Annotated in this window: 28 protein-coding genes; 27 read left to right on the top strand and 1 reads right to left on the bottom strand. The window is 54.0% G+C overall.

Annotated features, from left to right (window positions below; genetic code table 11):
• The first annotated feature begins 114 nt into the window (after positions 1 to 114).
• The 10 genes from NST04_RS15615 (at position 115) to NST04_RS15660 (ending at position 7,202) form a co-directional block, all read left to right on the top strand.
• The gene (locus NST04_RS15615) at positions 115 to 702 is read left to right on the top strand and encodes a histidine phosphatase family protein (protein WP_341184978.1); all 588 of its coding nucleotides are present in this window, start codon (positions 115 to 117) and stop codon (positions 700 to 702) included.
• A 90-nt stretch (positions 703 to 792) separates the two neighbouring features.
• Positions 793 to 1,881 (top strand): hypothetical protein, encoded by a 1,089-nt coding sequence (locus NST04_RS15620; RefSeq protein ID WP_341184979.1) that lies wholly within the window; start codon positions 793 to 795, stop codon positions 1,879 to 1,881.
• A gap of 11 nt (positions 1,882 to 1,892) precedes the next feature.
• Positions 1,893 to 2,399 (top strand): gamma carbonic anhydrase family protein, encoded by a 507-nt coding sequence (locus NST04_RS15625; protein ID WP_341184980.1) that lies wholly within the window; start codon positions 1,893 to 1,895, stop codon positions 2,397 to 2,399.
• Between the two features lie 18 nt (positions 2,400 to 2,417).
• Positions 2,418 to 2,597 carry an IDEAL domain-containing protein gene (locus NST04_RS15630; protein ID WP_341018363.1) on the top strand — a complete coding sequence of 60 codons (180 nt, stop codon included), beginning with the start codon at positions 2,418 to 2,420 and terminating at the stop codon, positions 2,595 to 2,597.
• Positions 2,598 to 2,718: 121 nt separating this feature from the next.
• On the top strand, positions 2,719 to 3,144 hold the full coding sequence (locus tag NST04_RS15635) for a DUF2487 family protein (RefSeq protein WP_341184981.1): 426 nt from the start codon (positions 2,719 to 2,721) through the stop codon (positions 3,142 to 3,144).
• A gap of 220 nt (positions 3,145 to 3,364) precedes the next feature.
• Positions 3,365 to 3,919 carry a ubiquinol-cytochrome c reductase iron-sulfur subunit gene (locus NST04_RS15640; protein WP_340752899.1) on the top strand — a complete coding sequence of 185 codons (555 nt, stop codon included), beginning with the start codon at positions 3,365 to 3,367 and terminating at the stop codon, positions 3,917 to 3,919.
• Positions 3,920 to 3,924: 5 nt separating this feature from the next.
• Positions 3,925 to 4,596 (top strand): menaquinol-cytochrome c reductase cytochrome b subunit, encoded by a 672-nt coding sequence (gene qcrB, locus NST04_RS15645; protein WP_036727267.1) that lies wholly within the window; start codon positions 3,925 to 3,927, stop codon positions 4,594 to 4,596.
• A gap of 23 nt (positions 4,597 to 4,619) precedes the next feature.
• Positions 4,620 to 5,495: a menaquinol-cytochrome c reductase cytochrome b/c subunit gene (locus NST04_RS15650; protein WP_341184982.1), complete on the top strand. Its 876-nt coding sequence runs from the start codon at positions 4,620 to 4,622 to the stop codon at positions 5,493 to 5,495.
• Between the two features lie 104 nt (positions 5,496 to 5,599).
• On the top strand, positions 5,600 to 6,247 hold the full coding sequence (locus tag NST04_RS15655; RefSeq protein WP_341184983.1) for a DUF1405 domain-containing protein: 648 nt from the start codon (positions 5,600 to 5,602) through the stop codon (positions 6,245 to 6,247).
• 55 nt (positions 6,248 to 6,302) lie between these two features.
• Complete coding sequence (locus tag NST04_RS15660) at positions 6,303 to 7,202, top strand: sporulation protein YpjB (protein ID WP_341184984.1); 900 nt, start codon at positions 6,303 to 6,305, stop codon at positions 7,200 to 7,202.
• 84 nt (positions 7,203 to 7,286) lie between these two features.
• On the opposite strand, the gene NST04_RS15665 is transcribed toward NST04_RS15660, so the two are convergent.
• The gene (locus NST04_RS15665) at positions 7,287 to 8,159 is read right to left on the bottom strand and encodes a YitT family protein (protein WP_341184985.1); all 873 of its coding nucleotides are present in this window, start codon (positions 8,157 to 8,159) and stop codon (positions 7,287 to 7,289) included.
• Positions 8,160 to 8,326: 167 nt separating this feature from the next.
• Here NST04_RS15665 and NST04_RS15670 point away from each other — a divergent pair, with 167 nt between their 5' ends.
• The 17 genes from NST04_RS15670 (at position 8,327) to NST04_RS15750 (ending at position 24,987) form a co-directional block, all read left to right on the top strand.
• Positions 8,327 to 8,656 (top strand): nucleotide pyrophosphohydrolase, encoded by a 330-nt coding sequence (locus NST04_RS15670; RefSeq protein ID WP_036698080.1) that lies wholly within the window; start codon positions 8,327 to 8,329, stop codon positions 8,654 to 8,656.
• A 59-nt stretch (positions 8,657 to 8,715) separates the two neighbouring features.
• A complete protein-coding gene (locus NST04_RS15675; RefSeq protein ID WP_341184986.1) occupies positions 8,716 to 9,237 on the top strand; it encodes a tetratricopeptide repeat protein in 522 nt (173 codons plus the stop codon).
• Positions 9,238 to 9,269: 32 nt separating this feature from the next.
• A complete protein-coding gene (gene dapB, locus NST04_RS15680) occupies positions 9,270 to 10,073 on the top strand; it encodes a 4-hydroxy-tetrahydrodipicolinate reductase (protein WP_341184987.1) in 804 nt (267 codons plus the stop codon).
• A gap of 17 nt (positions 10,074 to 10,090) precedes the next feature.
• The gene (gene mgsA / locus NST04_RS15685) at positions 10,091 to 10,516 is read left to right on the top strand and encodes a methylglyoxal synthase (protein ID WP_076079195.1); all 426 of its coding nucleotides are present in this window, start codon (positions 10,091 to 10,093) and stop codon (positions 10,514 to 10,516) included.
• The gene (gene bshB1 / locus NST04_RS15690) at positions 10,513 to 11,217 is read left to right on the top strand and encodes a bacillithiol biosynthesis deacetylase BshB1 (RefSeq protein ID WP_341184988.1); all 705 of its coding nucleotides are present in this window, start codon (positions 10,513 to 10,515) and stop codon (positions 11,215 to 11,217) included. The genes mgsA and bshB1 overlap by 4 nt, the downstream gene beginning before the upstream one ends.
• A 91-nt stretch (positions 11,218 to 11,308) precedes the next feature.
• The gene (gene bshA, locus NST04_RS15695) at positions 11,309 to 12,466 is read left to right on the top strand and encodes an N-acetyl-alpha-D-glucosaminyl L-malate synthase BshA (protein WP_341184989.1); all 1,158 of its coding nucleotides are present in this window, start codon (positions 11,309 to 11,311) and stop codon (positions 12,464 to 12,466) included.
• Positions 12,467 to 12,476: 10 nt separating this feature from the next.
• Complete coding sequence (locus tag NST04_RS15700; protein WP_341184990.1) at positions 12,477 to 13,916, top strand: CCA tRNA nucleotidyltransferase; 1,440 nt, start codon at positions 12,477 to 12,479, stop codon at positions 13,914 to 13,916.
• The gene (locus tag NST04_RS15705) at positions 13,909 to 14,709 is read left to right on the top strand and encodes a biotin--[acetyl-CoA-carboxylase] ligase (RefSeq protein ID WP_341184991.1); all 801 of its coding nucleotides are present in this window, start codon (positions 13,909 to 13,911) and stop codon (positions 14,707 to 14,709) included. Before NST04_RS15700 ends, NST04_RS15705 begins: the two co-directional genes overlap by 8 nt.
• A gap of 773 nt (positions 14,710 to 15,482) precedes the next feature.
• Positions 15,483 to 16,349, top strand: a complete 867-nt coding sequence (panB, locus tag NST04_RS15710; protein ID WP_341184992.1) for a 3-methyl-2-oxobutanoate hydroxymethyltransferase — start codon at positions 15,483 to 15,485, stop codon at positions 16,347 to 16,349.
• Between the two features lies 1 nt (position 16,350).
• Positions 16,351 to 17,241 carry a pantoate--beta-alanine ligase gene (gene panC / locus NST04_RS15715; RefSeq protein WP_341184993.1) on the top strand — a complete coding sequence of 297 codons (891 nt, stop codon included), beginning with the start codon at positions 16,351 to 16,353 and terminating at the stop codon, positions 17,239 to 17,241.
• Positions 17,234 to 17,617 (top strand): aspartate 1-decarboxylase, encoded by a 384-nt coding sequence (gene panD, locus NST04_RS15720; RefSeq protein ID WP_036727238.1) that lies wholly within the window; start codon positions 17,234 to 17,236, stop codon positions 17,615 to 17,617. Before panC ends, panD begins: the two co-directional genes overlap by 8 nt.
• A 114-nt stretch (positions 17,618 to 17,731) precedes the next feature.
• Positions 17,732 to 18,370, top strand: a complete 639-nt coding sequence (locus tag NST04_RS15725; RefSeq protein WP_341184994.1) for a tetratricopeptide repeat protein — start codon at positions 17,732 to 17,734, stop codon at positions 18,368 to 18,370.
• Between the two features lie 116 nt (positions 18,371 to 18,486).
• A complete protein-coding gene (gene dinG, locus NST04_RS15730; protein ID WP_341184995.1) occupies positions 18,487 to 21,348 on the top strand; it encodes an ATP-dependent DNA helicase DinG in 2,862 nt (953 codons plus the stop codon).
• A 138-nt stretch (positions 21,349 to 21,486) separates the two neighbouring features.
• Positions 21,487 to 22,137 (top strand): redox-sensing transcriptional repressor Rex, encoded by a 651-nt coding sequence (locus NST04_RS15735; RefSeq protein ID WP_341184996.1) that lies wholly within the window; start codon positions 21,487 to 21,489, stop codon positions 22,135 to 22,137.
• Entirely contained in the window at positions 22,127 to 23,428 is a 1,302-nt protein-coding gene (locus tag NST04_RS15740) for an amidohydrolase (RefSeq protein ID WP_341184997.1), read from the top strand. The genes NST04_RS15735 and NST04_RS15740 overlap by 11 nt, the downstream gene beginning before the upstream one ends.
• A gap of 29 nt (positions 23,429 to 23,457) precedes the next feature.
• Positions 23,458 to 23,979, top strand: a complete 522-nt coding sequence (locus NST04_RS15745; RefSeq protein ID WP_341184998.1) for a cell wall elongation regulator TseB-like domain-containing protein — start codon at positions 23,458 to 23,460, stop codon at positions 23,977 to 23,979.
• 246 nt (positions 23,980 to 24,225) lie between these two features.
• Positions 24,226 to 24,987 carry an aminoglycoside adenylyltransferase domain-containing protein gene (locus tag NST04_RS15750; protein ID WP_341184999.1) on the top strand — a complete coding sequence of 254 codons (762 nt, stop codon included), beginning with the start codon at positions 24,226 to 24,228 and terminating at the stop codon, positions 24,985 to 24,987.
• The last annotated feature ends 91 nt before the right edge of the window (positions 24,988 to 25,078 follow it).

Here is a 25,078-nt window from a genome sequence, read left to right on the forward strand (position 1 = left end):
TTGATTTGACTATAGGATTTATATGTTTCCGCTTGTTCTAAAAAAGAAGACATTTGTTTTCATTCGTGTTACATTAGTAAGCAAACATAAAAGGGAAGGGAACGGTGATAGGCGATGCTGATCGGCTTAATACGCCATGGGCTGACGGATTGGAATGCGGTAGGTAAAATTCAGGGACAAAGTGATATTCCGCTGAATGATGAAGGCAGACGGCAGGCTGAGATGCTGGGCGACCGGCTGCTGCAGGAGCCTTACCACTGGGACTATTGTATTACCAGCAGCCTGTCGCGTGCAGCAGAGACCGGCAAGATCGTAGCGGCCAAGCTGGGTATTCCTCTACTTGAGCCGGATGACCGTATCCGTGAGCGTGCCTACGGCCAGGTGGAAGGCATGACGGCTGAAGCCCGTGAAACCAAATGGGGCAAGGATTGGAAGCTGCTGTCTCTGGGGCAGGAGAGTGATGAGGCGCTTCAGGTCCGGGGTCTTGCATTCCTGGAGGATATTACGGCCCGCTTCCCGGGTAAGAATGTCCTGGTCATCTCCCATGGAGGATTCCTGGCACAGCTCTACACCGCACTTTACAAAGACAAATATTCCGAACGGCTCGGCAATCTCTCTCTCACGATTTTGGAGAAGAACGAGCAGGAATGGAATCCTTTATTATACAACTGTTCCCGCCATATTTTACAAAAACAGCATTAACCCGACCCTTCGGGTTATTTTTTTTGCGGCAAAAGGAATAAAAAGGGCTGTATTTCCCATAATGGTAGTAAAACAGTGAGGCGATGAGAGATGAATCTGGCGGATATGCTCACTTATGCAGACATTGGTCAGCTAACCGCCATTGCGGGACGCTATCAGTGTGAGTGCAAACGGAATTCCAAACATGATTTGATTCAGAGTATATTGATCACCTTGGGCAGCCGGGAGTTCATGGAGTCCCATATTAAGGGGAGTTCTCCGGGAGAGCTGCGTTTGCTGAACAGCCTGCTCTTCGATGAACGCAGCCACTTCAGCCTGGAGGATCTGCTGGCTGCCGCCAGGCAGGCCTCCTTCGATGCCCCGCCCGGCAAAAGCGGGGACTACCGCGAGCTGGTCAGCCGGCTTAAGAACAGCGGCTGGCTGTTCAGCGGAGCTTCCCAGCAGAGCCGGTATCTGTTCCAGGTTCCGCTGGATCTGAAGAAGCGCTTCCGTGAGCAGATGGGCCAGTATTTGCAGCAGCGGATTATTCCTGTTCCGGAGCCGGCAGTGTACAGGGGGGAGGGGGATTTGCTGGCCGGAGATCTGCTGCTGTTCCTGCGGTATGTGAAGGAGAATGAGCCTGAGCTGAACCAGGAAGGCGCGCTATATAAGCGCAATCAGCAGGGAGTGATGAATGCGCTGCAGATTGCGGAGCCTTTGCTCGGCAAGGGCGGCTGGAGGTTCGGCTACGGCAGGGCTTGTGAGCATTATCCGCCCAGATTTGCCCTGCTGTATGATTATGCCCGCCACCGCCGCTGGATCTCCGAGGAAGGCTACAGGCTGCAGCTTACAGCTGCAGGCGAGCATTTTCTGGCGGAGGGGAAATCGGAAAAGCTGATGCAGTTATTCTCCTTTTGGTTAAGACTGTATAAAGGGGCTATTCCCAATTTGCCTTCGCTGGTCTACTGGATCAGTCTAAGTGCCGGCAGATGGGTGACCACAGCCTCGCTGTCAGAAGGAATCGGCTGGCTGATCAAGCCCTTTTATTACGATGATGCCGCTTCCATTCTCGAACAGCGCATCTTGCGGATGATGCTGCATCTGGGCATGCTTAAGCTTGGTGAGGAACCCGCAGGAACAATGGTCATGATGACACCCTGGGGATGTGAGGCGGCTGTGCCGAAGCATCTGCTCAGGTAAGGGGGAGAGAGATGCGGATTGCCTATGGGAGTTACATACCGCAGCTTGACGAATCAGTCTATGTGGCGGAAGGCGCTAAGCTAGTTGGCGATGTAAGGATAAGCAAACAATCCAGTGTCTGGTTCAACGCCGTACTTCGCGGTGACCTGGCGCCGGTGATCATCGGGGAGCGATGCAATATCCAGGACGGTGTGGTCGGCCATGTGGCGGAAGGATTGCCGCTGGTGCTTGCGGATGACATCTCGGTCGGGCATTCAGCAATCATCCACGGCTGCCGGATAGGCAAGGGCACATTAATCGGAATGGGTGCAATTGTACTGAACGGAGCAGAGATTGGTGAATATGCTTTAGTAGGAGCCGGCTCCATTGTAACCGAGAACAAAATCATTCCTCCGTACACACTCTCCTTGGGCACACCGGCCAAAGTGGTCCGTGAACTGACTGAGCAGGATTTGCTGAGGATGGCACGCACAAGTGAAAGCTATGTGAAGAAGGCATTGGAATACGGAATTTCTTAAACAGCGGAGGTGTATCGAATGGACAAAATGAAGGCTACTTATGAAGTGATGCTGGGGCTGGCTGCGGAAATGGTGTGGGATGAAGCGTTAAGAAAGCGTCGTACCGACATGTTGTACCTGGAGATCGACACGGCGCTGGCTGCCGGTGATGAGGCGGCTTTCCGGAATCTGACTGAAGAACTGAAAAGTTTGGCATAGGAAATGCGCCTGGCGCATTTCTTTTTTTTTTAATTTAAGGATTGCCAAGCTGAATACACTTGTTTATGATGCTTTTAAAGTAAAAATGCATGCTGCGGGATGCGGCTAGAGGGGCGAATCTATGAAATTCAGTGATTTTGACAGTAGAGCCTGGGAGACCGACGGACATTATTATGATACGTGCATCATTCCGTATAGCGGACTTCAAGGTACGGAAACTCCGCCTGAGACCGCCTCGTTACTTGAACGGCAGCGTGATTTCCTGGAATTGGCCGAACAGCCGTATAAGGGGAGGGTTGTGACTTATCCGGCGGTACAGTATGCCGGGCCCGGAATGGAAGCTCATGTGAATGAGCTTTGCCGAAAAGTCAAATCCAGCGGCTTCCAGTATGTAATCGTAATGTCTGCTAATGAAGGGTTGCGCGGGGAGAAACTTATTGAAAGCGATTTACTCCTTTGCCTGCCTGAGATAGTGGCTGATTCCAGGGCTGAGGTAAGCGCGTATGTACGCAGTGAAATCCAGGCCTTATGGCAGAATGAAAAATGAGTTAAATGTGACGGAAAATCAACAATTTATAAAAAAAGCACCTAAAACGCCTGTCACAATTTAGACAATATTCTTGACGGGTTTTGGACCCTAAGCTATGATTAGGATGAACTTATATGAACTGTGATATTTTTCATTGAAAACGGATTTTTTACCTAAAATACTATGCAACAACTCTGCAGGTGCCTTCTCACATTTTGAAAAGGGGGTTACATACAGTATGAGCAGCCTTAATGAAGAAGAAGAGTCACTTCCGCAAGAACCGCCCAGCCGAAACGAGATGTCACGCAGACAGTTTTTGACCTATACGTTAGGTGGGGCTACCGCCTTTATGGGGGCCGGCGTTATTTTGCCGATGGTCCGGTTTGCTGTAGATCCGATTCTGCAGAAAAAAGGCGAGGGGGAATTCATCAAGGTAGCCGAAGCGTCCAAAATTACAGAGGAGCCTCAGGAGTTCACCTTCGAGCTTCCGCAGCAGGACGGATGGTATGCCAGTACAGCAATGCTTACGGCGTGGATTCGTAAAGACGCGAACGGAGATATTTATGCGCTTTCACCCATCTGCAAGCATCTGGGCTGCACCGTAGGCTGGAATAATAACAAGGCGTATCCCGATGAATATCATTGCCCTTGCCATGGCGCCCGCTATACGAAGCAGGGCCGGCAACTGGCCGTAGCTGCCAAGCCGTTGGACCAGTACACCACCAAGATCGACGGAGGCTGGGTATATCTCGGTGAAATCGTCCCTAATACTGTTTCGGCGAAGGAGGCGTGAACGGCGTGTTCAAAAACGTATATAACTGGATTGACGAACGTCTGGATATTACACCGATCTGGAGAGATGTTGCCGACCACGAGGTCCCCGAGCATGTCAATCCTGCACACCACTTTTCAGCCTTTGTCTACTGCTTCGGCGGACTAACGTTCTTCATCACAGTCATACAGATCCTTTCAGGAATGTTCCTGACCATGTACTATGTCCCGGATATCATTAATGCCTACGCCAGTGTGGAATATCTGCAGACCAAGGTCGCCTTCGGTAAAATCGTCCGCGGCATGCATCACTGGGGCGCGAGTCTCGTCATTGTCATGATGTTCCTTCATACGATGCGTGTGTTCTTCACCGGTTCGTATAAGGCTCCGCGCGAGATGAACTGGGTGGTGGGGATGCTGATTTTCTTCGTCATGCTGGGACTGGGACTAACCGGTTACCTGCTTCCGTGGGACAACAAGGCGTATTTCGCCACCAAGGTTACGCTGGAGATCGCCAATTCGGTTCCGTTCATGGGGCCGGTGCTCAAGGAGCTGATGCAGGGCGGCAGTATTGCCGGCGCCGAGACGCTGACCCGGTTCTTCGCCTTACATGTATTCTTCCTCCCGGCGGTTCTGCTTATTCTGCTTGTCGGGCACTTCATTATGATCCGCAGACAAGGCATATCCGGTCCGCTGTAAAATAACGTATAGGAGGCACGGTCATGGCACACGGAGACGACTCCAAAGAGAAGGTGGTATTCGTCGGGGATTCCCGGGTCCGCAGAGGGAACGGATTCATTACCCCGCCGGATTATACGGCGTATCCGGGCAAATCGGAAGCCTTTATCCCTAACTTTCTGCTCAAGGAATGGATGGTTGGCGTAGTGGTGCTGGTGGGAATTCTGGTTCTGACCATCTCAGAGCCGGCTCCGCTCGGGTTCCCTGCCAATCCGGCAGCATCGGTTATTCCAATTCCCGACTGGTATTTCCTGTTCCTCTATCAGTATTTGAAGCTTCCTTACGCATCCGGTGACTATATTGTGCTGGGAACGCTGGGCGTGACAGGCGTGGCCTTCGGGGCACTGCTGCTGGCACCTTTCCTGGATACCGGCCCGGAGCGGCGGTTCTACCGCAGACCGATTGCATCCTCACTGATGTTCCTGTCCCTCGCTGCAATCGTCTATTTGACCAACACAGCCTGGACAGAATACAAGCATGAGATGGCTGAAACCGGCCAGATACCAGAGGATGTTCAGCGCGAGGAGAAGGCGGCCGAGAACAGGGCGGCGGGCTTGCCAACCACAAGCGCCGTCAAGCCGAAGGATATTGCCATTGTGGACAAGGATGATCCGGCGATGGCTCTCTATAAGCTAGCAACCTGTATAACCTGCCATGCGGTAGACATGAAGGGCTCAGGCAATATTCCTGCGCTTCGCGGTGTAGGCGACAAGCATGATCAGGCGGCGATTCTTACTATTATAAAAGAAGGTAAGGGTCAGATGCCGCCAATGTACGAGACAGCTATGGGGGCAGGGCTGACAGACCAGGATATCGATGAGCTGGCCGGCTGGCTTGCCAAACAAAAAAGCGGACAGTAAAATAACAGTAACGCAAAACCTGATCGTATATGCGCTCAGGTTTTTGTTATGTCATGAGTGTTGTAATGAAAAGAAGCTGCTACAGTCGGGGGGAAGTTGTACATATGCCGGGTCATTGGTTTGAGAAGTTATTTAGGGACCGCAGAATAATATGGCTGCTGTTTATCGTGAATCTGCTGGGGACGGTCTACGGATATATGTGGTATGGCAATCAGCTCACGTTCACAGCGCAGACTGAACCGCTCTGGCTGCTGCCGTTCGTTCCCGACAGCCCTACGGCCAGTCTGTTCTTCACGGCTGCACTACTACTGTTGCTCTATCCGCCAAGAGGGCTTACAGGAACGCTGGTGCGTGAGCTGATTGAAGCGCTGGCTGTGTTAACATCGGTGAAGTACGGGATATGGGCGGTCAGCATCATTGTGGCCGGCGGTTATCAGGGGGATTCCATCACCTGGAAGGACTGGATGCTGATGATCTCCCATACCGGAATGGCTGTGGAAGTCCTGATCTATGCCCGGTTCTTCACCTTCCGGAGAATGCTGCCTGTGGCGCTTGCGTGGACGTTCGCTAATGATATAGTGGATTATTCACAAGGCGTGTATCCATGGCTGCCTTCGGTGCTTGATGATGATCTTATCACTGTTCAGTATTCCACCATGGGGCTTACGCTGTTCAGTACGGCCGCTGCCTGGCTGTTCTGTGGCCGGACAAGGCGTCCGGCACTTCCGGACAGAACTGTGATGAAGCGCTGAGCCTCCGTTCTAACTCTTGTCCTTCCGCCATACAATAAGGTGGGAGGGATGTCTTATGCCGCGCAGAAAAGTATTCATACTGTCAGGAATCCTGCTGTGCTGGCTGCTCGCCGGTATCAGCGGAGGCCGTGTTCAGGCTGAAGCAGGGGATGCTGCTGCAGACCAGGGAAGTACAGCTTACATAGAAGCAGCCGGAAGTGTACCCAGTGATCCCGCTGCGCTCACGGCCAGAAGCGGAGCACAGCGGCTGGAGCAGGCTGCGGAAGCTCTGTACGGCTATGTGCTTGAAGGTGATGTGCTGAAGGCCCGCCAGGAAGCGGAGAAGATCTCGCAGATCTTCATCTCGTCCTCCTTCGAAGGGATGACCTCAGTGGAGGGGATCAATGCACTCTCGTCCGTGATCCTGGATATGAAGTCCGCACTGGCTGCGGCCCAGCCGTCCCCGGAGAGATGGGAAGCGGCTGCGGCGAAGCTGCGGCTTGCCGCTAACAGCCTCAATCACCCCCGCCAGCCTATGTGGATGCAGTATTATAAGCTGGTCCGTGAGGATCTGAACGATATGGAGCAAAGCGCCGCCGCGAATGATCTGAAGAGCTGGACAGCGGCGCTGGCAAGACTTCAGAGCCGGTACGCGAATATCCGGCCTGCGGTGATTATCTCCCGGCCTGCTGAGGCGGTGAACACCTTTGATTCCTGGCTCTCTTACGCAGGAGGGATGGCAAGCTCGGAGCAGCCCGTGGAACGGGCCCGCCTGCTGGAGATTGTATCCTATGGGCAAGATGCAGCAAGAGTGATGTTCGGCAAGGACCGCAGCGAGCCGGTCTTGTCGCTGCCGCTGGCTCCGCAGCAATACGGGTTCTGGGCCCTGCTGGCTGGCACATTCATCCTTACGGTGCTGGCGTATACGGCTTACCGCAAGTACCGCGGCCAGAAGCGGGATTTGAAGACTGTGTAGCGTAGTAACAGAGGATATAAAGAGGGCGGACCCCGCAAGCCAGCAATAGCTGCTTGTGGGGTCCGCCCTTATGTGTGTATTAGATCAGGTCTCCCGGAAGCCTTCGCCGTGAACATCATGAACGTCACTGATAATGACGAAGGCCTTAGGGTCCACCGACTTCACAAGCAGGCTAAGCCGGCGGATCTCCTGTCTGGAGACCACACAGTAGACCATGTGCTTGGCCTGCTTGGAATAGGCGCCGATCGCCGGGATCAAGGTTACACCGCGGTCCATCTCTGCGGTGATCAGCTCGGCAATCTGCGGAGCCTCATCGCTGATGATGGTGAAGGCCTTGGCGGCGTAAGCCCCTTCCTGGATGAAATCAATGACGCGTGAGGCGATGAAGACCGCCACGAGGGTATACAGTATTTTCTCACGGGGAATATAGAGCAGGGAAGCCCCAATTATGATGATATCCACGGCCAGAATAATCTGTCCCATACTCCAGCCGAACTTGCGGCTGAGTATCCGTGCTACAATATCTACACCACCGGTAGTCCCCCCGAAGCGGAAGACAATCCCCAGACCCAGACCCAGAGTGACCCCTGCATATAATGAAGCAAGAATAAAATCATGCTCTGTACTGAACGTTACAATCCAGCCCGCCTTGATCATCCGCTCAAATAACCAGAGGAAAAAAGACAGGGAGCCGATGCCGAGTCCGGTATAGACGATCTGATTCGCCCCGAGCACCTTCCAGCCGAGCAGAAAGAGCGGGAGGTTCAGCAGCAGTGTCGTTAAGAAGATCGGGATGTTAAAGGCGTAATTGAGCAGGATGGTAATCCCGGTAACTCCGCCCTCCATCAGCTGGTTGGGAATGATGAAATACAGTAGTCCGAATGCGTAGATGGCTGTGCCCAGCATGATGGGGGCCACTGTTTTGCTGACTGTGCTGATTTTAACGGTTGAACTCATATAATCCCTCGCCTACGCCTCTAAATGGGCAATTTATATGTAATGATCCCCCCGGAGAGCACGTAAGCTCCAGGCGTCATTGCAAAAAAGATTTGTCTTCAAAACGTCTTTACGATAACATAGGGGCAAACAGAAGGCAAGAACACACGGGGGTGAAACGACAATTTATGGATAAAAGTCTTGGTGACATTCAGCGTGAGGTGGATGCCTATATCTCACAGTTTAAAGAAGGCTACTTCAGTCCGCTGTCGATGCTGGCCCGGATGTCCGAGGAAGTCGGAGAGCTGGCACGCGAAGTGAACCATCAATTCGGTGAGAAGCCGAAAAAAGCGGATGAAGCCGATAATTCGATTGAGCTGGAGCTGGGCGACATTCTCTTCATTACCGTTTGTTTCGCCAATTCACTCGGTATAGACTTAACTGAGGCACATAATAAGGTTATGCACAAATTCAATACGCGTGATGCCGGGCGCTGGACACCCAAAAACACCGATTAGGCCTATGCTACATATGCTGTACCAAACGAACGGGATTTAGCCGTAAGGATGGTGAGGATATGGATCATAATGATTATGTAAAAGCGGCCTACCGCTCGATACTCCGCAGTGACTTTGCTGAGGCCATCATCTTGTTCGAGGCGGCCATTGCTGCTAGTCCTGATGATGCGGAAGTCAGATACCGCTGCTCTATTACCTATGCCCGCAGCGGCATGCTGGATAAAGCACTTGAACATGCTATAGCCGCACGCCGCCTGGATGGGACCAAACCGGAGTATCAGCTGCATCTTCAGCATCTGCAGGCCCTACAGCTTGTGCAGGAAGCGAAGCGGCTGCTGGAGGATGAAGCAGCGGACAGTGTGAATCCGTACCATCCGATTACGCTGCTGAAGGAAGCTGTATCGCTTGACCCACTCTACGGAGATGCTTATGTATGGCTGGCGATTGCGCACAGCCGGATGAACGAACATCTGCAGGCGATTGCGGTATTAAAAGAAGTCATGTCGCTGCACCCGGATGACAGCGGACTGCGTCTGCTGATGAAGGATCTGCAGAAATCGCTGCAACACTATATACAATAATAACAGAGCCAGGGAAAGCGGGGAGAATTCATTTGAGTGACAAGATCAGAATTGTTGTTTCCGGAGCCGGAGGCAGAATGGGCAAAGAGGTTGTGAAGCTGGTATTGCAGGATGATGAACTCGAGCTGGCAGCAGCGGTTGACCGCTCTGCACATGGCAGTGATGCCGGCCGGCTGGTTGGTCTTGAGGAATGCGGTGTACTTGTGACTTCGGATCTGGAGACTGCGCTTGCAGATACAGAGGCCGATGTAATGGTAGATTTTACGATTCCACAGTCGGCATATAGCAATACTGCACTGGCGGTCAAGTACGGCGTCCGTCCGGTTATCGGCACCACCGGCTTCACGCCGGAGCAGATCGCCGGGCTGGACAAGCAATGCCAGGAGCGGGGAATCGGCGGACTGATTGCGCCTAACTTCTCCATCGGCGCCATCCTGCTGATGAAATTCGCTGCCCAGGCCGCCAAGTATTTCCCTCATCTCGAAATTATCGAATATCACGGAGACCAGAAGCTGGATGCTCCGTCAGGAACAGCGATTAAGACGGCAGAGATGATCTCTGAGGCGCGGCAGGAGCTCCGCCAGGGACATCCCGAGGAAGAAGAGATTATTGAAGGCTCGCGCGGCGGGTATTATAACGGCTTCCGTATTCACAGTGTGCGTCTTCCGGGCGTTTTTGCCCAGGAGGAGGTTGTTTTCGGCGGGTTCGGGCAGTCGCTGAAGATCCGTCATGACTCCTATGAGCGCGCGGGTTATATGCCTGGAGTCAAGCTCGGGATTCAAAAGGTGATGGGCTATACCGGCTTGATTTACGGTTTTGAGCATTTTATAGAATAGACGGGGAGAGAAACAGAATGTTGAAAATTGCTTTTATCGCACATGACCGCAAAAAAGATGAAATAGTTAATTTCGTAACTGCTTATGAGCATGTCTTCGAAGGGCATAAGTTATTCTCCACCGGAACTACGGGCCAGCGTATCATGGAAGTGACCAAGCTCTCCATTCACCGTTACATGTCCGGGCCGCTTGGCGGCGACCAGCAGATCGGCTCGATGGTCGCTACAGATGAGCTGGATTTGATTATTTTCCTGCGTGATCCGCTGATGGCCCAGCCGCATGAACCGGATATTACGGCGCTGCTGCGTCTGTGTGATGTGTACGGGATTCCGGTTGCCACGAATATTGCTACAGCAGAAATCCTGGTGAAGGCTATTGACCGGGGAGATTTCGGCTGGCGTGAGCTGGTACATAAATACAAGCCGGGTGTGGACGAGTTATGAAGCTTGACATTCTGGTATTCGGCGCGCATGCGGATGATGCTGAGATCGGCATGGCAGGAACGATTGCCAAGCATACTGCCGCCGGTTTCAAGGTGGGAATGTGCGATCTGACCCGGGCAGAGATGTCCTCGAACGGAACGGTGGAGCTACGGGAACAGGAAGCACAGCAGGCTGCCGCAGTGCTGGGCGCGGCGGTGCGGACGAATCTGGGGCTGCCTGACCGCGGCCTGTATATGACAGAAGGACATTTGGCGGCTGTAACTGCGGAAATCCGCCGCAATGCCCCGTCGATGGTATTTGCCCCTTACTGGGAAGACCGCCATCCCGACCATATTGCCTGCAGTAAGCTGGTGGAGGAAGCAGTATTCAATGCCAAGCTGCGCAAATATATGCCGGACAAGCCTGCTATTCCAGAGCCTGAGTTATATTTCTACTTCATTAATGATCTCGGACGGACGGATCTGATTGTCGATGTGACTGCGCAGTATCCGCTGAAGGAGCAGGCATTGTCCTGCTACCGTTCCCAATTCGGACTCGCTCCGGGTGAAGATACCGTTGCAACGCCATTGACGGAAGGGTATATCGAGCGCGTCCGTTCAAGAGACATGCTGCTCGGCCAGCGCAGGCTGATTCCTTATGCCGAAGGGTTCGCCGGTAAGGTTCCGTATACTGTAGATCTGTTCCGCGCTGCACGCGGATAAGGCGGAACTCGACAAAGCCCGGAAAACAACTATAATTAATTCATATCGTTACTTGAAGTAATAGAGCTAAGTTAAATGAAGGGGCGGAGCTATGGAGCGGCTAAAGATAGGCATCACTTGTTATCCTTCTCTTGGCGGCTCGGGTGTGGTGGCTACTGAACTGGGCAAGCTATTGGCTGAAAAAGGCCATGAGGTTCATTTTATTACCCACAGCATCCCGTTTCGGCTGGGAACGTTTCAGAAGAATATTTTCTACCATGAGGTAGAGGTTAACGATTATTATGTATTCCGCTATCCGCCATATGATCTGGCGCTGGCGACCAAGATGGCGCAGGTAGCCAAAATGCAGAATCTGGATCTGTTCCATGTCCATTATGCGGTTCCGCATGCAGTATGTGCTTATCTGGCCAAGCAGATTCTTGGCAATGATATCAAAGTGGTAACCACGCTGCACGGCACGGATATTACAGTACTGGGCCAGGATGAGTCCCTGAAAGATCTGATCCGGCTGGGCATTAACGAGAGCGATGCGGTAACCGCAGTCTCCCGTGATCTGATCAAGGAGACCCGTAAGGCGCTTGATATTACGCGTGAAATTGATCTGACTTATAATTTTGTGGATAAGCGTGTCTATTATCCACGGGATGTCACGGATCTGCGGGGCGACTTCGCGGCACCGGATGAGAAAATTCTGATGCATATCAGCAATTTCCGCCCGGTCAAGCGGGTAAGTGATGTGGTGGATGTGTTCGCCAAGGTGAACCGGCAGGTGCCTTCCAAGCTGCTGCTGGTCGGCGAAGGGCCTGACCTGCCTAAGATTCAAGCCAAGATCAGCGAGATGGGGCTGGACGATCATGTCCGCTTCCTGGGTAAGCAGGACGAGATTGCCCAGGTGATCTCCCTGGCGGACCTGCTGCTGCTTCCTTCTGAGAAAGAGAGCTTCGGGCTTGTCGCTCTGGAAGCGATGGCCTGCGGTGTTCCCACTATCGGCTCACAGGCCGGGGGCATTCCGGAGCTGATTCAGCATGGCAAGACCGGATTCCTCGCGCCAGTCGGCGACACAGAAGCGATGGCAGAGTATGCCGTCCGGCTGCTCTCGGATGCAGCAATGGCTGAGAGCTTCCGGCGCGCTTGTCTGGATCGGTCGTGCCATGATTTCAGCAGAGATATGATTACCAATCAATATGAAGATATCTACTACCGTGTGCTTGGGCGCAAGGTATCCGGATTAGACCCGATCCGGGGGTAAGGAGTCCGTTATGGAATGGAGAATGGCACCACCCGGCATGGCGGAAGCCGCCGGAGCTGTTGTTGCCGGCCTGCTGGCAGGCGGCCATGAAGCTTATTTCGTCGGCGGCTGCCTGCGCGATGAGCTGCTGTGCCGTCCGGTGCATGACATAGACATTACTACCTCCGCACTGCCGGAGGAGGTGATGGCCCTGTTTCCGCGCTGCGTCCCTACCGGACTGGCGCATGGCACGATCACTGTGCTGCAGGAGGGCTACAGCTTAGAGGTTACGACCTACCGGACGGAGAGCGGCTATGCCGATCACCGGCGTCCGGAGCATGTCGTATTCGTCAGGGATGTACGGGAGGATCTGCGCCGACGTGATTTCACGATCAACGCCATCTGCTGCGGCCTGGACGGCGGGTGGATTGATCCTTTCGGAGGGGAGCGTGATCTCAAGCTCCGCGTGATCCGTTGTGTAGGCGAAGCAGAGGAACGCTTCGAGGAGGATGCGCTGCGGATGCTGCGCTGCGTACGTTTTGCTTCTGTGCTGGATTTCGCGATTGCGAAGAATACCTGGCGCGGTCTGCTGCGCCAGCGTGACAAGCTGGCGCATATTGCTGTGGAGCGGGTGCGCGCCGAGGTGGAGCGCATCCTGGAAGGCCCGCACCCGCAGCGCGGGCTGGGGCTCCTGCTGCGCAGCGGCCTGCTGCCGCGCGGCAAAGCGCCGTTCCCTTGGACCGGCCGGGACCTGGCGGCTGCCGCCGCCCGCCTCGCCGGTCTCGGGAACCTGGAGAGCGCCCGCCTGCGCTGGGCGCTCCTGCTGCATGCCCTGGGATCGTCGGCGCAGTGCGCCGATGAGCTCCTGCGGGCATGGACGTTCCCGGGGGCGACGCGCACTGGCGTCGTCGCCGTGCTCCGCGTCCGCGAAGCCTGGGACGCGGCGTTGTCCTCGGCGCGGCCGGAGGCTTCCGGCGCCGGGGAGCTGCTGCGGCGGCGGTGGATCGCCGCCGTGCTGGGCTATGGCCAGTCAGCCGCCGAAGGGTGGCTGACGCTGCTTGAGGCGGCGGCGGGGGCTAACGCCGCGTCCGCTTCTGACGCAGGTGCAGCCGACCTGTCGTCATACGTCCCTTACACAGACGGTGGCGTATCCGCCACGTTGTCAGCCGTCCCAGGCAGAGACGGCGTATCCGCCACGTCGTCAGATGTCCCCGCCACAGCTGCGGACGCAAGTACCATCCCAACGGTCTCCACCAGCCTCCTGCGGTCCTGGACTGCAGAGATGCCGGTCCGCACGCTCCCTGAGCTGGCGGTGAGCGGCCATGAGGTGACAGCGGCGCTGGAGAAGCGTCCCGGCCCGTGGCTGGGCGTATTGCTGAACCAGCTTCTTCTGGCTGTCGCGGCAGGTGACCTTGCCAATGACACCCAATTACTGCTGCAAGCAGCGCAAAGGATGGATAGAGATGAATAGCGGTCATACGCAGCATTCCGGCGTGTTGAAGCGGGAGGCATTCGTTCCCGGCTGGTCCAAGGGAATTCAGCGGCTGGATACAGTCGCTTCCACACAGGAGGAAGCCAAAATACTTGCCGAGGGCGGCGCACCGGAAGGAACAACAGTCATGGCCGAAGCGCAGACCGGCGGGCGCGGGCGGATGGGCCGCAAATGGCACTCCCCTCACGGCAAAGGAATCTGGATGAGCCTGGTGCTGCGTCCGGATCTGCCGCTGGCCTTGACTCCGCAGCTGACGCTGCTGGCCGGAGTGGCTGTCTGCACAGCAATCCGTAAGGTTACCGGGGTGCCTGCCGGCATCAAGTGGCCGAATGACCTGCTGGCCGGCGGCCGCAAAATCTGCGGAATCCTGCTGGAATCCTCGCTTCGCGAAGGCAGGCTGCATTACTGCATCGCCGGTATAGGCATCGCTGCCAATCTGACCGGGGAAGACTACCCGGAGGAGCTGCGCGGGATTGGTACATCGCTGCTGATCGAAGGCGGCGGCATTCCTGTAGACCGTACGAGGCTTGCGGAAGCTGTGCTGGAGGAACTCGAATATTTGTATCTTGTCTATCTGGAACACGGCTTTCAGCCCGTGAAGGAGCTGTGGGAGTCGATGTCGGTAACACTGGGGCGTCAGGTATGCGTGAATACTCCCCAAGGCCGCACCGAGGCTACTGCTGTAGGTCTGAACGACAACGGCGGGCTGCTGCTGCGTAACGAATCCGGTGAGGTAGTGAGCGTACTGTCCGGCGAAATTGAGATGATCTAGTAGAGCGTCAGATTTAACTAGTATCTCATCAGATTAAAGTTAGTGGAGCAGACACAATTCCCCTTCAATTTACATCTTTTCCAAGCGGGGGGTGTTCTTTAAGGGCGTTTGGCTTAGCATAACGGACTGAGGTGCTCTTATGCATAAAGAAAGCCGTCACTTGGGCGATTAACGGACCGCAAGGACCTTATCCCCTGCAATTCAGCCCCAAAACGTCTTTCAGAAAGATGATAAGATCTCCTGAGTCCGTTACGCTGCAAAAAGGGGCGTTATCGCGGGAATAAGGTCTCTTCGGTCCGTTAGATTTTTGGGAATGATAGGGTTTCGTTACACGAACTCCTGAGAGGAAAGTCTTCCGCTTCACTGTTGTTATTTGTACATAATACACTTATCTCTCTTTTTAGCTATGAACGCAGCTTTGTACTTTACCTTGTTAGAATGCCATCAAGGCCGCTCCTCACGACCACGAGGGCGGCCATGTCATATTTTAAGGTGTTTATTTTTGTGTTTTTTTGGTATACTGTGCTCATGAGGCGGCATCGCATGGCGAGCTGTACTCACGTAATTGTTTTCTTTGTTTTACCGGATGTACCTTCATAACTGGATGTAACGGTTACGTTGGATTCTGCTCTGAGCCGTAAGGACCGAGACAGAAGGGACGATCGCGAGTGACTCTTTTTTGCCCTTCGGACCTTTTTAGCGGACCATGCTAAAAGGTTTTTTTGTTTGCGCGGATACCCGCGTATTTTATGGAAAAGGGGAATGAGAGCGACATGGCAGACAAACACGCACTGAATATTATCAAGATGAAAAAAATGAAAACGGACGGTGTTCCCCTGAGCATGCTGACCGCTTATGACTACCCTTCAGCCCTGCTGGCGGAAGAAGCCGGCATTGATCTGATTCTGGTCGGTGATTCTCTGGGAAATGTTGTGCTTGGTTATGACACCACGCTGCCGGTTACCATAGAGGATATGGTCTACCATACCCGGTCGGTGAAGCGCGGGGCGCCTAATACTTTTATAGTGGCAGATATGCCGTTCATGACCTATCACGGAAGCGTGGATGAGACCTTGCGCGGTGTGCGCAGACTGATGCAGGAAGGCCAGGCCCATGCGATCAAAATGGAAGGCGGCCTCGAAATCTGCTCCGCAGTATCCGCTGTTGTCGCTGCCGGAGTTCCGGTGCTCGGCCATATCGGCCTGACCCCGCAGTCGGTTAATATGATCGGCGGCTACCGGATTCAGGGTAAGGATGCCAAGGATGCACAGCGGCTGATGGACGAAGCGAAGGCGCTGGAAGCCGCTGGGGCCTTCGGCATTGTGCTGGAGCTGGTGACAGAAGAGGTGGCGGAGGCGATCTCCAAGGCGGTCAGTATACCGACCATCGGTATCGGTGCAGGACGCTACTGTGACGGACAGGTTCTGGTGTTCCATGACGTACTGCGGTATGCCTCCCCTTACCGGGAGAAAAAATTCGTCAAAACCTACGCCGATGTCGGCTCCCTGATCCGTGAAGGCATCACCAGCTATGTTCAGGAAGTGAAGGACCGCTCGTTCCCTGCGGAAGAGCATGTGTTCAGCGCGGACGAGACGGTTCTGGAATCTTTATACGGCAATGCCGGCAAAGGAGCGAAATAACATGAGAGTCATCCGAACGATTGCTGAACTGCGCGAAGCGCTTGAATATATGCGTCAAGGGGGCCATGGCCCGGTTGGTTTTGTGCCCACCATGGGATATCTGCACGAAGGACATGCCAGCCTGTTGCGTAAGGCAGGGGAGAAGAGCGGCACGGTGGTGATGAGTATTTTCGTCAATCCGCTGCAGTTTGGCCCGAATGAGGATTTTGCTTCCTATCCGCGGGATGAACAGCGCGATCTGGAGCTGGCTGAACGTGAAGGCGCGGACCTGGTGTTCATCCCCAGTGTTGAAGAGATGTATCCGCAGCCGATCCGTACAGGCGTATCGGTCTCCTCGCTTACGTCGCAGCTCTGCGGCGCTTCGCGTCCGGGACATTTTGACGGAGTGACTACTGTGGTCAGCAAGCTGTTCCATATCGTGCAGCCGGATTACGCCTTCTTCGGACTGAAGGATGCCCAGCAGGTAGCTGTTCTCCGCCGGATGGTGTCTGATCTTAACATGAACGTGGACATCATCGCCTGTCCTATTGTGCGCGAGGAAGACGGGCTGGCGCTTAGCTCCCGTAATGTCTATCTGAGCAGCGAGGAGCGCAGACAGGCACTGGTATTATCGCGTTCCCTGCGCGAAGTGCGTCAGGCTATGGAAGAGGGCAGCATTTGTACGGTAGATGAAGCGCGGGCCCTGCTGGTCTCGGTCATTTCTGAATCCCCGCTCGCAGTGATTGATTATGCGGAAATTCTAACCTTCCCTGATCTGGAAGAGCTGGAAGGCGGCAACAGGCTGACGGATGCGGGCGGAGAGGTTATAATGGCTCTGGCTGTGAAGTTCGGCAGAACCCGCCTGATTGATAATAATGTATTTATTCCTAAGGAGGCACACGCTCTTGTTTAGACATATGATGAAATCCAAGATCCACCGGGCAACGGTTACTGAAGCCAATCTTAATTATGTGGGCAGCATTACCATTGATGAGGATCTGATGGAAGCCGCTGATCTGCTGGAGAATGAGAAGGTGCAGATCGTGGATAATAATAACGGTTCCCGTCTGGAGACTTATGTCATTCCAGGTCCGCGCGGCAGCGGCGTCATTTGTCTGAACGGGGCGGCGGCGCGTCTGGTTCAGCCTGGCGATACCGTGATTATAATTTCCTACGCTGTCATGTCCTCCGAGGAGCTGGCGGCCCACAAGCCGACTGTAGTGTTCGTTGATGCTGGCAACAAGCCGGTGAAGCTGGCGGATCACGAGATTCACGCTACAATTGCCTGAAGTCCGCGCTTTGAGCCATGTAATCAATGGCAGGGATGAAGACCCCTGTACTTGCTGATAATGAACTTAGGCAAGCTTAAGCTGACTTCATTATCAGTAAGGGTGGGATGTCCGGTGTTTCAACATTTATTTGCTGAGATGAACAAGATGCTCCAGGAGATCAAAGCCGACTATCCTACTGCGGAGGGTGCCCGCCGAAGCGATCTTTTATCCAAGTATAATATGCTCCACCGAATCAGTGATAATGTAATGGATGAGTGGCTGCTCTTCGCCGAGAAGCTGAGCGAGTTCCGGGAACAGGCCGATTTCCAGACTCCGCCAGAGGAATTGCCGGAAGAGGAAGCGCCCGAGCTTGGGATGGATGCTTTTGTCAGGGGCCAGGGCTATTACAAGCTGCTGATGTACCGCAAGTGCATTGAACAGTTCAGGGAGGTTACGGCTAAGTATCCGGACAGCCTCGCTGCCCGCCTGTATCTGGCCATGGCTTACCTCCAGGAAGGTGAAGGCGACACCGCCTGGGGACATCTGAACCACATGCTGGGCCTGATCCGTGAGGTGAAGCTGAAGGCGATGATCTATAATGCGCTGGGCTGTATCCGGGCTTCCCAGGAACGCTTCAATGAAGCCAGCGAGCTGTTCAGCCTGTCGCTACTGCATGACCCGGATCTGCCGGAGCCGAATGTGAATCTGGAGGTATGCCGCAGACGGGGCGGGAAGCTGGAGTTTGGCCATCAGCTGGTTTCGCTTTTATAACTTTATCCTCGGTTTCTTTAGGCGATGTGCCCCGTTTCCCGGGGTGTGCATCGCCTTTTTTCGTAACTTCTGTTATGCTGATAAAGAGTCTCAAGTGAAAGGGAATAGAACTTATAATGAAATTTGCCGTGCTTGATTTTGAAACTACGGGAACCCAATCTGTGGGAGAGATCATCCAGGTTGGCCTTGCCATTATAGAAGAAGACGGGACGATCTCCCGGGTGTATGGTTCCTACGTCAAGCCCGGAGCGCCAATTCCTCCTTTTATTACGGGCCTGACCGGAATTACAGACAGTGATGTACAGGATGCGCCGGAGCTTGATGAGATGATGATGGAGCTGGTGCCGCTGCTGGATGATGTCGTTCTTGTCGGACACAATGTAGCGTTTGATTTTCATTTTTTGCAGAATGCGCTGGACCGCTGCGGCTATCTGCCGTTTCAGGGGCGGATTCTGGATACGATTGATTTTCTCAAAATATGCTTTCCCTCGCTGAGCACGTATCAGTTAGGCGCGGTAAGCAGCCACTTCGGCATTACGCATGACCGTCCGCATCAGGCGGACAGTGATGCACTTGCCACGGCTATTGTGCTGCTCAAATGTCTGGAAGAGCTGCACAGTCTGCCGCTGCTGACCATTCAGCGGCTGAATGAGCTGTTCGCGGACGAAGACAGTGATTTGGCCTGGTACTTCGACGGTCTGCTGCGGGAACGGGAGATGGAGACCTTTCAGCCGGAAGGGGAGCTTAGCTTCTACCGCCAGCTTGCGCTGGCGGTGGGGGACTGGGCGGAGCTGGCTTCGCCGCGGGAGGAAGGAAGCGTCAACCCGCTGGAGAATATTACCTTTGAAGAGTATATGGATGAGGTGACGCTGCGGCTGAAGGCCGCTCTTCCCCAATATGAGAGCCGTGAAGCCCAGGAGCTGATGATCCATGAGGTCATTACAGCGCTTGAGCAGGACAAGCATCTGCTGATTGAAGCGGGAACTGGCACCGGCAAGTCGCTGGGCTACCTGCTTCCGGCCATCTACCATAGTGTGAAAAGTGACCAGAAGGTGATGGTCAGCACCCATACCATCAACCTTCAGGACCAGCTGCGTGAGCGGGATATCCCGCTCTTAACCAGCGTTGTGCCGTTCCCGTTCAAGGCCTCCATCTTTAAGGGAAGAGGGCACTATTTGTGTCTGCGCAAGTTCGAGCATAGAATGAACAAAAAGGATTTTACGAGTCCAAGGGAAGAAGCACTCACCGCTGCACAGATGCTTGTCTGGCTGACCCAGACGACGACCGGCGATGATGAGGAGCTTAACTTAAGCGGACGGGGCGGGGATTTCTGGGAGACTGTAGCCAGCGATACCGACTCCTGCCTGGGACGCGCCTGTCCCTGGTTCCGCAAATGCTATTACCACCGTGCTAAGCATGAAGCCGGGATCTCCGATGTGGTGGTCACCAATCACTCCAAGCTGTTCGCAGATGTCAAAGCCGGACATCAGCTTCTTCCGGCTTACGACCATCTTGTTATTGATGAAGCCCATCATTTGGAGGATATTGCCGGCAAGCATCTTGGCATGCAGATGAAATATTTCACATTTGCCCATACCCTCACCCGTCTCTACAAGGATAGCCGGAGCGGGCAGCTGCCTGCTCTCCGGCAGAGTCTGCAGTCTTCGGGCAGTGAGCAGGCTTCCGAATGGAGCGGCGTGATCGACCGGATCTATCCCGATCTGCTGACGGTGAAGGAATCCTGGGATGCGCTCAGCGACCGGCTCTTCAGCCTGCTGCCCGAGCGCAGCGATGCCGGGGCCGGTGAAGCAGGCCAGCTGGTGGCGCGCCTGCAGCCGGGCAAGAAGCCGAAGGATTGGGAGGAGTTGGCTGCCCTTGAGAATACACTGAACCTCAGTCTAAGCGACATCATCCGTAAGGGTGACAAAATGCTCAGTGAGATGCGGGACACGGACAGCCAATCCTCCTCGGACAGTCTTGTGACTGATATCGGCGGCTTATTCAAGGATCTGGCATCCATCAGAGAGCAAATCCGCTTCTTCATGAGCCTGAACGATGAGAATATCGTGTATTGGCTGGAGGGAAGCGGTAATTATAAAGGTAAGTCGCTGCAAATGTATGCCGTTCCTGTAGATGTCAGTACCCAGCTCAGGGAGCTGTTCTTCGACAAGAAGAAAAGTATTGTCCTGACCTCGGCCACCTTATCCGTGGATAAGTCCTTCCAGTTCATGATCGATAATCTGGGCCTTGGTGAAGCTGCGGAGCAGGGGCGTCTGATGACTGCGCTGCTTCCTTCGCCGTTCAAGTACCGTGAGCAGGCGCTCCTGGTCATTCCCCGCGACTTCCCGAGCGTCAAGGGAAGTATAGGGGATGCCCGGTTTGTGGACACGCTTGTACATTCCCTTGCCGAGACTGCTGTAACTACAAGGGGCCGGATGCTGGTGCTGTTCACCTCCTACAAGATGCTGCGGCAGGTGTATGACCCCCTGAAGGAAGCACTTGCCTCTCAGGATATCGCGGTGCTCGGACAGGGTGTGGAGGGCGGCAGCCGAAGCAAGCTGATCCGCCGCTTCCAGGACAGCCCCGCTTCGGTCCTGCTGGGTACCAGCAGTTTCTGGGAAGGGGTGGATATTCCGGGAGAAGCATTGACCTGCCTGGCGATTGTCAGACTGCCGTTCCAGCCGCCGAATCACCCGCTGGCAGAAGCGAAGTCGGAGCTGCTTCAGGCACAGAAGAAGAACCCGTTCATGAAGCTGTCCGTGCCGCAGGCTGTCATCCGCTTCAAGCAGGGCTTCGGGCGGCTGGTCCGCACGGCGCAGGACCGGGGCATCGTAATTGTGTATGATACCAGAGTCATTGAATCGTATTACGGAAAGTACTTCCTGTATTCACTCCCCGGTCCCAAGATGGAGCATATGCTCACTGAGCAGATGGTCCCGAGAATTGCCGAATGGCTGGATGACGGCGGGGTTTCCTAATTCATCTGCTATTGCTATTATTAATAAGTCATGATTCACCTGAAGAGCCGTTCCCGCCCTGTCCTGCCGGTCCGGCAGGCGGGGGGCACGGTTGCTATAATTGTACGGGTCTAACACAACTTTTAAGGAGGAGAATACATGAAATCGGATAAAATATCGGAGGCCGTCGTGCGCAGGCTCCCAGTGTACCTGCGTTTCCTGAACGATCTCCAAAAACGTGAAATCTCCACAGTCTCTTCTCAGGAGCTGGGCCAGAAGCTTGATCTGAATCCCGCCCAGATCCGTAAGGATTTGGCTTATTTCGGTGACTTCGGCCGGAAGGGCATCGGCTATGATGTATCCTATCTGATTGAGAAGATCCGCCATATCCTGAAGCTTGACCAGCAAATTAATGTTGCACTGGTTGGAGCCGGTAATCTCGGTCATGCCTTATCTAACTACAACGCTTACTTGAAGGATACGATGAAGATTACTGCGATCTTCGATGCTTACCCGCCAAAGGTGGGCCAGCAGATCAACTCGCTGGTTGTGCAGCCGATGGAGGAGCTAAGCAGCACCATCCGCTCGCAGGGCATCCGGATCGGGATTATTACCGTACCTGACAGCGAAGCCCAGAATGTAGCTGATATTCTTGTGGACTCCGGCATCGAGGCGATTCTGAACTTCGCACCGGTTATTCTCAAGACGCCTGCCAATATCCGGATTCATGCCGCAGATTTCACCACAGATCTGCAGAGCCTGGCCTATTATTTGCATGATGGAAAGGATGAAACTGAAGATGAGCAGTAAGATCACGATAATCAAGAACGGGCACTTTCTGGTTCCGGGCAGCGATAAGCCGGTTCTAAGCGGGTATATGACCCTTGAGAATGATCTGATTACTTACATAGGTGAAGCTGAGCCGGTAGTGGACGATGGCGCTCAGGTCGTAGACGGCAGCCGTCTGCTGTTTATGCCTGGTCTGGTCAACACCCATGGACATACTGCCATGTCACTGCTGCGCGGATACGGCGACGATATGGTGCTTCAGACGTGGCTGCAGGAAAAGATGTGGCCGATGGAAGAGAAATTCACTGGTGATGATGTATATTGGGGAACCTCATTGTCCGTACTGGAAATGCTGAAGGGCGGCACAACCACCTTCCTCGATATGTATGATCATATGGACCGGGTAGCGGAAGTGACGGAGCAATCCGGTATTCGGGCGGTGCTGATGCGCGGCGTGATTGGGCTGTGTCCGGCAGAGGTACAGCAAGCGAAGCTCGCTGAGGCCGTTGCTTTTGCCCGTAACTGGCATGGCAAGGCTGACGGCAGAATTACGACCATGCTCTCGCCGCATGCCCCGTATACCTGTCCTCCAGAGTTTTTCATGAAGTTTGTGCAGGCTGCGCATGATCTGGATCTGCCGATGCATACCCATATGTCCGAGACGCGCCATGAAGTGGAGCAGAACGTGGCCGACTACGGTCTTCGTCCGGTCGCGCATCTGGAGAAGCTCGGCATGTTCACCCGTCCTTCGCTCATTGCCCACGGCGTTCATCTGAACGATGAGGAGATTGGAATTCTGGCCCGCCATAACGTTGGTGTGTCGCATAACCCAGGCAGTAACCTGAAGCTGGCGAGCGGTGTTGCGCGTGTTCCTGAGCTGCTGCGAGCCGGGGTTAAGGTCTCTTTGGGTACAGACAGTGCAGCAAGCAACAACAATCTGGATATGTTTGAAGAGATGAGGCTGGCGGCTCTGATCCATAAGGGCGTAAGCGGTGATCCTACAGCCGTACCGGCTCCTGAGGCGCTTCTGATGGCCACGGAGTACGGGGCACAGTCTATTTTCCTGAGCGGGGTAGGACGGCTTGCAGCAGGGATGAAGGCCGACTTCATCGCACTTGATATTGACCAGCCGCATATGCTCCCGCATACCGATCTGCTCTCCCATGCCGTCTATTCGGCCAGCGCCAAGGATGTAGAGCATGTATGGGTGAACGGCCAGCAGGTTGTGAAGCATGGACAATGCCTGACACTTGATGAAGAAGCCATCCGCCGCAAAGCACAGGAGACGTTCGAGAGCCTGCTTAAACGGTAATTCAGGGGAACGGGAAAGGAAGCAGCGTGGTGAAGAAGAAGAGGAGAAAATGGATCTGGCTGGGGATTACCGTGGTGCTGCTCCTTCTGTTCGGACTAAGCCAGTTCTATGCCTACATTATGAAGGACCAGTGGAACGAGCGGAGTGAGGCCAAGGAGCTGGCCCGGGCGCGTGCCGGACTAACGGAGGTAACCAAGGCTCAGAAATCCGTCTGGAATGAGAATGAGATCTACTGGGTGCTAACCGGCAAAAACGAAGCCGGGACCGATCTGATGGTGTGGGTCCGTTTCACCTTGGAGGGCAAGCCTGCCGGTGGCGACAACGGCCTGTATGCTGAAGAGCTGAGCAAAGGCACCTCAGAGGAGAAAATGCGCGGAATCATAGCCGATCAGCTGCCGGACGTGAAGATCGAACGGCTGCTGCCCGGTGTATACAACGGGGAATATGCCTGGCAGCTATTTTACAAAAAAGACGGGCGATTCTATTACAACTTCTACCGCTTCAAGGATGGCAGCGCCATCGGTGAGGGGTACAGTCTGCCGAACCGCTAAGCTAAGGACTCAGCGGCAGAACTAAATTGCGGGGGAACAGATTATCTGTTCTTCCGTTTTTTTGTATCCATCATGTCGAAAATATTCTGGAACCGTTCTTGGACTAGTGGCAGACGCGGAACTGTGGCTTAATGGAGATGTATGGTTTGAGATACATCGATGATTATACTCAAATTGATATACGAAGTGTGTACTTCGAATGCTATCGCCAACATGCATATATGTCTCTCAAGGAGGAAGAATAAATTGGAAGTTTTAGCATATTTGGATCAGGCGGTGGATTTATTTAAGGAAGAGCTGGGGGATAATCTGTCGGGGATTTATCTGCACGGCTCCCTGGCCATGGGTTGTTTTCAACCGGATTCAAGCGATATTGATCTGCTCATTGTCGTAGAGGACAAGCTGCCAGCAGAGGTCAGTCATAGACTTGCCGGTCGTATCGTAACCTTTCATGACAGTCTGCCGAATAAGCGCGGAATTGAACTGTCTATCGTCCTGAAGACATACCTGCACAACTTTGTGTATCCTACGCCATTTGAATTTCACTTTTCAGAAGCTCATTTAGAGCGGTATAGAACCAATGAGAATTATCTGTGCGCCGGCTTTGAGGATGCTGATCTGGCGGCACATTTTGCAGTAGTCTACCATCGCGGGTTTATCTTGTACGGGGAGCCGATCCGCGAGGCCTTTGCGCCGGTAGACCAGAGGTACTATCTGGATTCCATTATCAGGGATATCGATGATGCGCAGGAGAATATTGGGAATGCTCCACTCTATTACACACTAAATCTATGCAGGGTGCTCTACTATGTGCAGGAAGGTCATGTCTCTTCCAGGAAGGAAGGCGGGGAGTGGGGACTGCAGCATTTGCCGGAACGCTATCATGGGCTGCTGATACGTTGTCTGATGGAATATAGCGGCGCGGCCGTTGCCGAAGGCTATGAACTGGAGCTTTTAACTGATTTTGCGGAATATATGATGGCTGAAATTGGTCTTAGCCGGATATAGGGGACACCGGAATATGAATGTATCAGCGGCATTTCAGGCTATGAATCTGAGCTGCCGTTTTTTCATGCCGTATGAAACATCCAGAAATTAG

Source organism: Paenibacillus sp. FSL H7-0756 (assembly GCF_038006765.1).
Lineage (GTDB): Bacteria > Bacillota > Bacilli > Paenibacillales > Paenibacillaceae > Paenibacillus_AQ.

What these genes read in the sequence shown, in the direction of transcription:
- NST04_RS15615 (WP_341184978.1), top strand. Translation starts at nt 115, where the DNA reads ATGCTGATCGGCTTAATACGCCATGGGCTGACGGATTGGAATGCGGTA.
- NST04_RS15620 (WP_341184979.1), top strand. Translation starts at nt 793, where the DNA reads ATGAATCTGGCGGATATGCTCACTTATGCAGACATTGGTCAGCTAACC.
- NST04_RS15625 (WP_341184980.1), top strand. Translation starts at nt 1,893, where the DNA reads ATGCGGATTGCCTATGGGAGTTACATACCGCAGCTTGACGAATCAGTC.
- NST04_RS15630 (WP_341018363.1), top strand. Translation starts at nt 2,418, where the DNA reads ATGGACAAAATGAAGGCTACTTATGAAGTGATGCTGGGGCTGGCTGCG.
- NST04_RS15635 (WP_341184981.1), top strand. Translation starts at nt 2,719, where the DNA reads ATGAAATTCAGTGATTTTGACAGTAGAGCCTGGGAGACCGACGGACAT.
- NST04_RS15640 (WP_340752899.1), top strand. Translation starts at nt 3,365, where the DNA reads ATGAGCAGCCTTAATGAAGAAGAAGAGTCACTTCCGCAAGAACCGCCC.
- NST04_RS15650 (WP_341184982.1), top strand. Translation starts at nt 4,620, where the DNA reads ATGGCACACGGAGACGACTCCAAAGAGAAGGTGGTATTCGTCGGGGAT.
- NST04_RS15655 (WP_341184983.1), top strand. Translation starts at nt 5,600, where the DNA reads ATGCCGGGTCATTGGTTTGAGAAGTTATTTAGGGACCGCAGAATAATA.
- NST04_RS15660 (WP_341184984.1), top strand. Translation starts at nt 6,303, where the DNA reads ATGCCGCGCAGAAAAGTATTCATACTGTCAGGAATCCTGCTGTGCTGG.
- NST04_RS15665 (WP_341184985.1), bottom strand. Translation starts at nt 8,159, where the DNA reads ATGAGTTCAACCGTTAAAATCAGCACAGTCAGCAAAACAGTGGCCCCC.
- NST04_RS15670 (WP_036698080.1), top strand. Translation starts at nt 8,327, where the DNA reads ATGGATAAAAGTCTTGGTGACATTCAGCGTGAGGTGGATGCCTATATC.
- NST04_RS15675 (WP_341184986.1), top strand. Translation starts at nt 8,716, where the DNA reads ATGGATCATAATGATTATGTAAAAGCGGCCTACCGCTCGATACTCCGC.
- mgsA (WP_076079195.1), top strand. Translation starts at nt 10,091, where the DNA reads ATGTTGAAAATTGCTTTTATCGCACATGACCGCAAAAAAGATGAAATA.
- bshB1 (WP_341184988.1), top strand. Translation starts at nt 10,513, where the DNA reads ATGAAGCTTGACATTCTGGTATTCGGCGCGCATGCGGATGATGCTGAG.
- bshA (WP_341184989.1), top strand. Translation starts at nt 11,309, where the DNA reads ATGGAGCGGCTAAAGATAGGCATCACTTGTTATCCTTCTCTTGGCGGC.
- NST04_RS15700 (WP_341184990.1), top strand. Translation starts at nt 12,477, where the DNA reads ATGGAATGGAGAATGGCACCACCCGGCATGGCGGAAGCCGCCGGAGCT.
- NST04_RS15705 (WP_341184991.1), top strand. Translation starts at nt 13,909, where the DNA reads ATGAATAGCGGTCATACGCAGCATTCCGGCGTGTTGAAGCGGGAGGCA.
- panB (WP_341184992.1), top strand. Translation starts at nt 15,483, where the DNA reads ATGGCAGACAAACACGCACTGAATATTATCAAGATGAAAAAAATGAAA.
- panC (WP_341184993.1), top strand. Translation starts at nt 16,351, where the DNA reads ATGAGAGTCATCCGAACGATTGCTGAACTGCGCGAAGCGCTTGAATAT.
- dinG (WP_341184995.1), top strand. Translation starts at nt 18,487, where the DNA reads ATGAAATTTGCCGTGCTTGATTTTGAAACTACGGGAACCCAATCTGTG.
- NST04_RS15735 (WP_341184996.1), top strand. Translation starts at nt 21,487, where the DNA reads ATGAAATCGGATAAAATATCGGAGGCCGTCGTGCGCAGGCTCCCAGTG.
- NST04_RS15740 (WP_341184997.1), top strand. Translation starts at nt 22,127, where the DNA reads ATGAGCAGTAAGATCACGATAATCAAGAACGGGCACTTTCTGGTTCCG.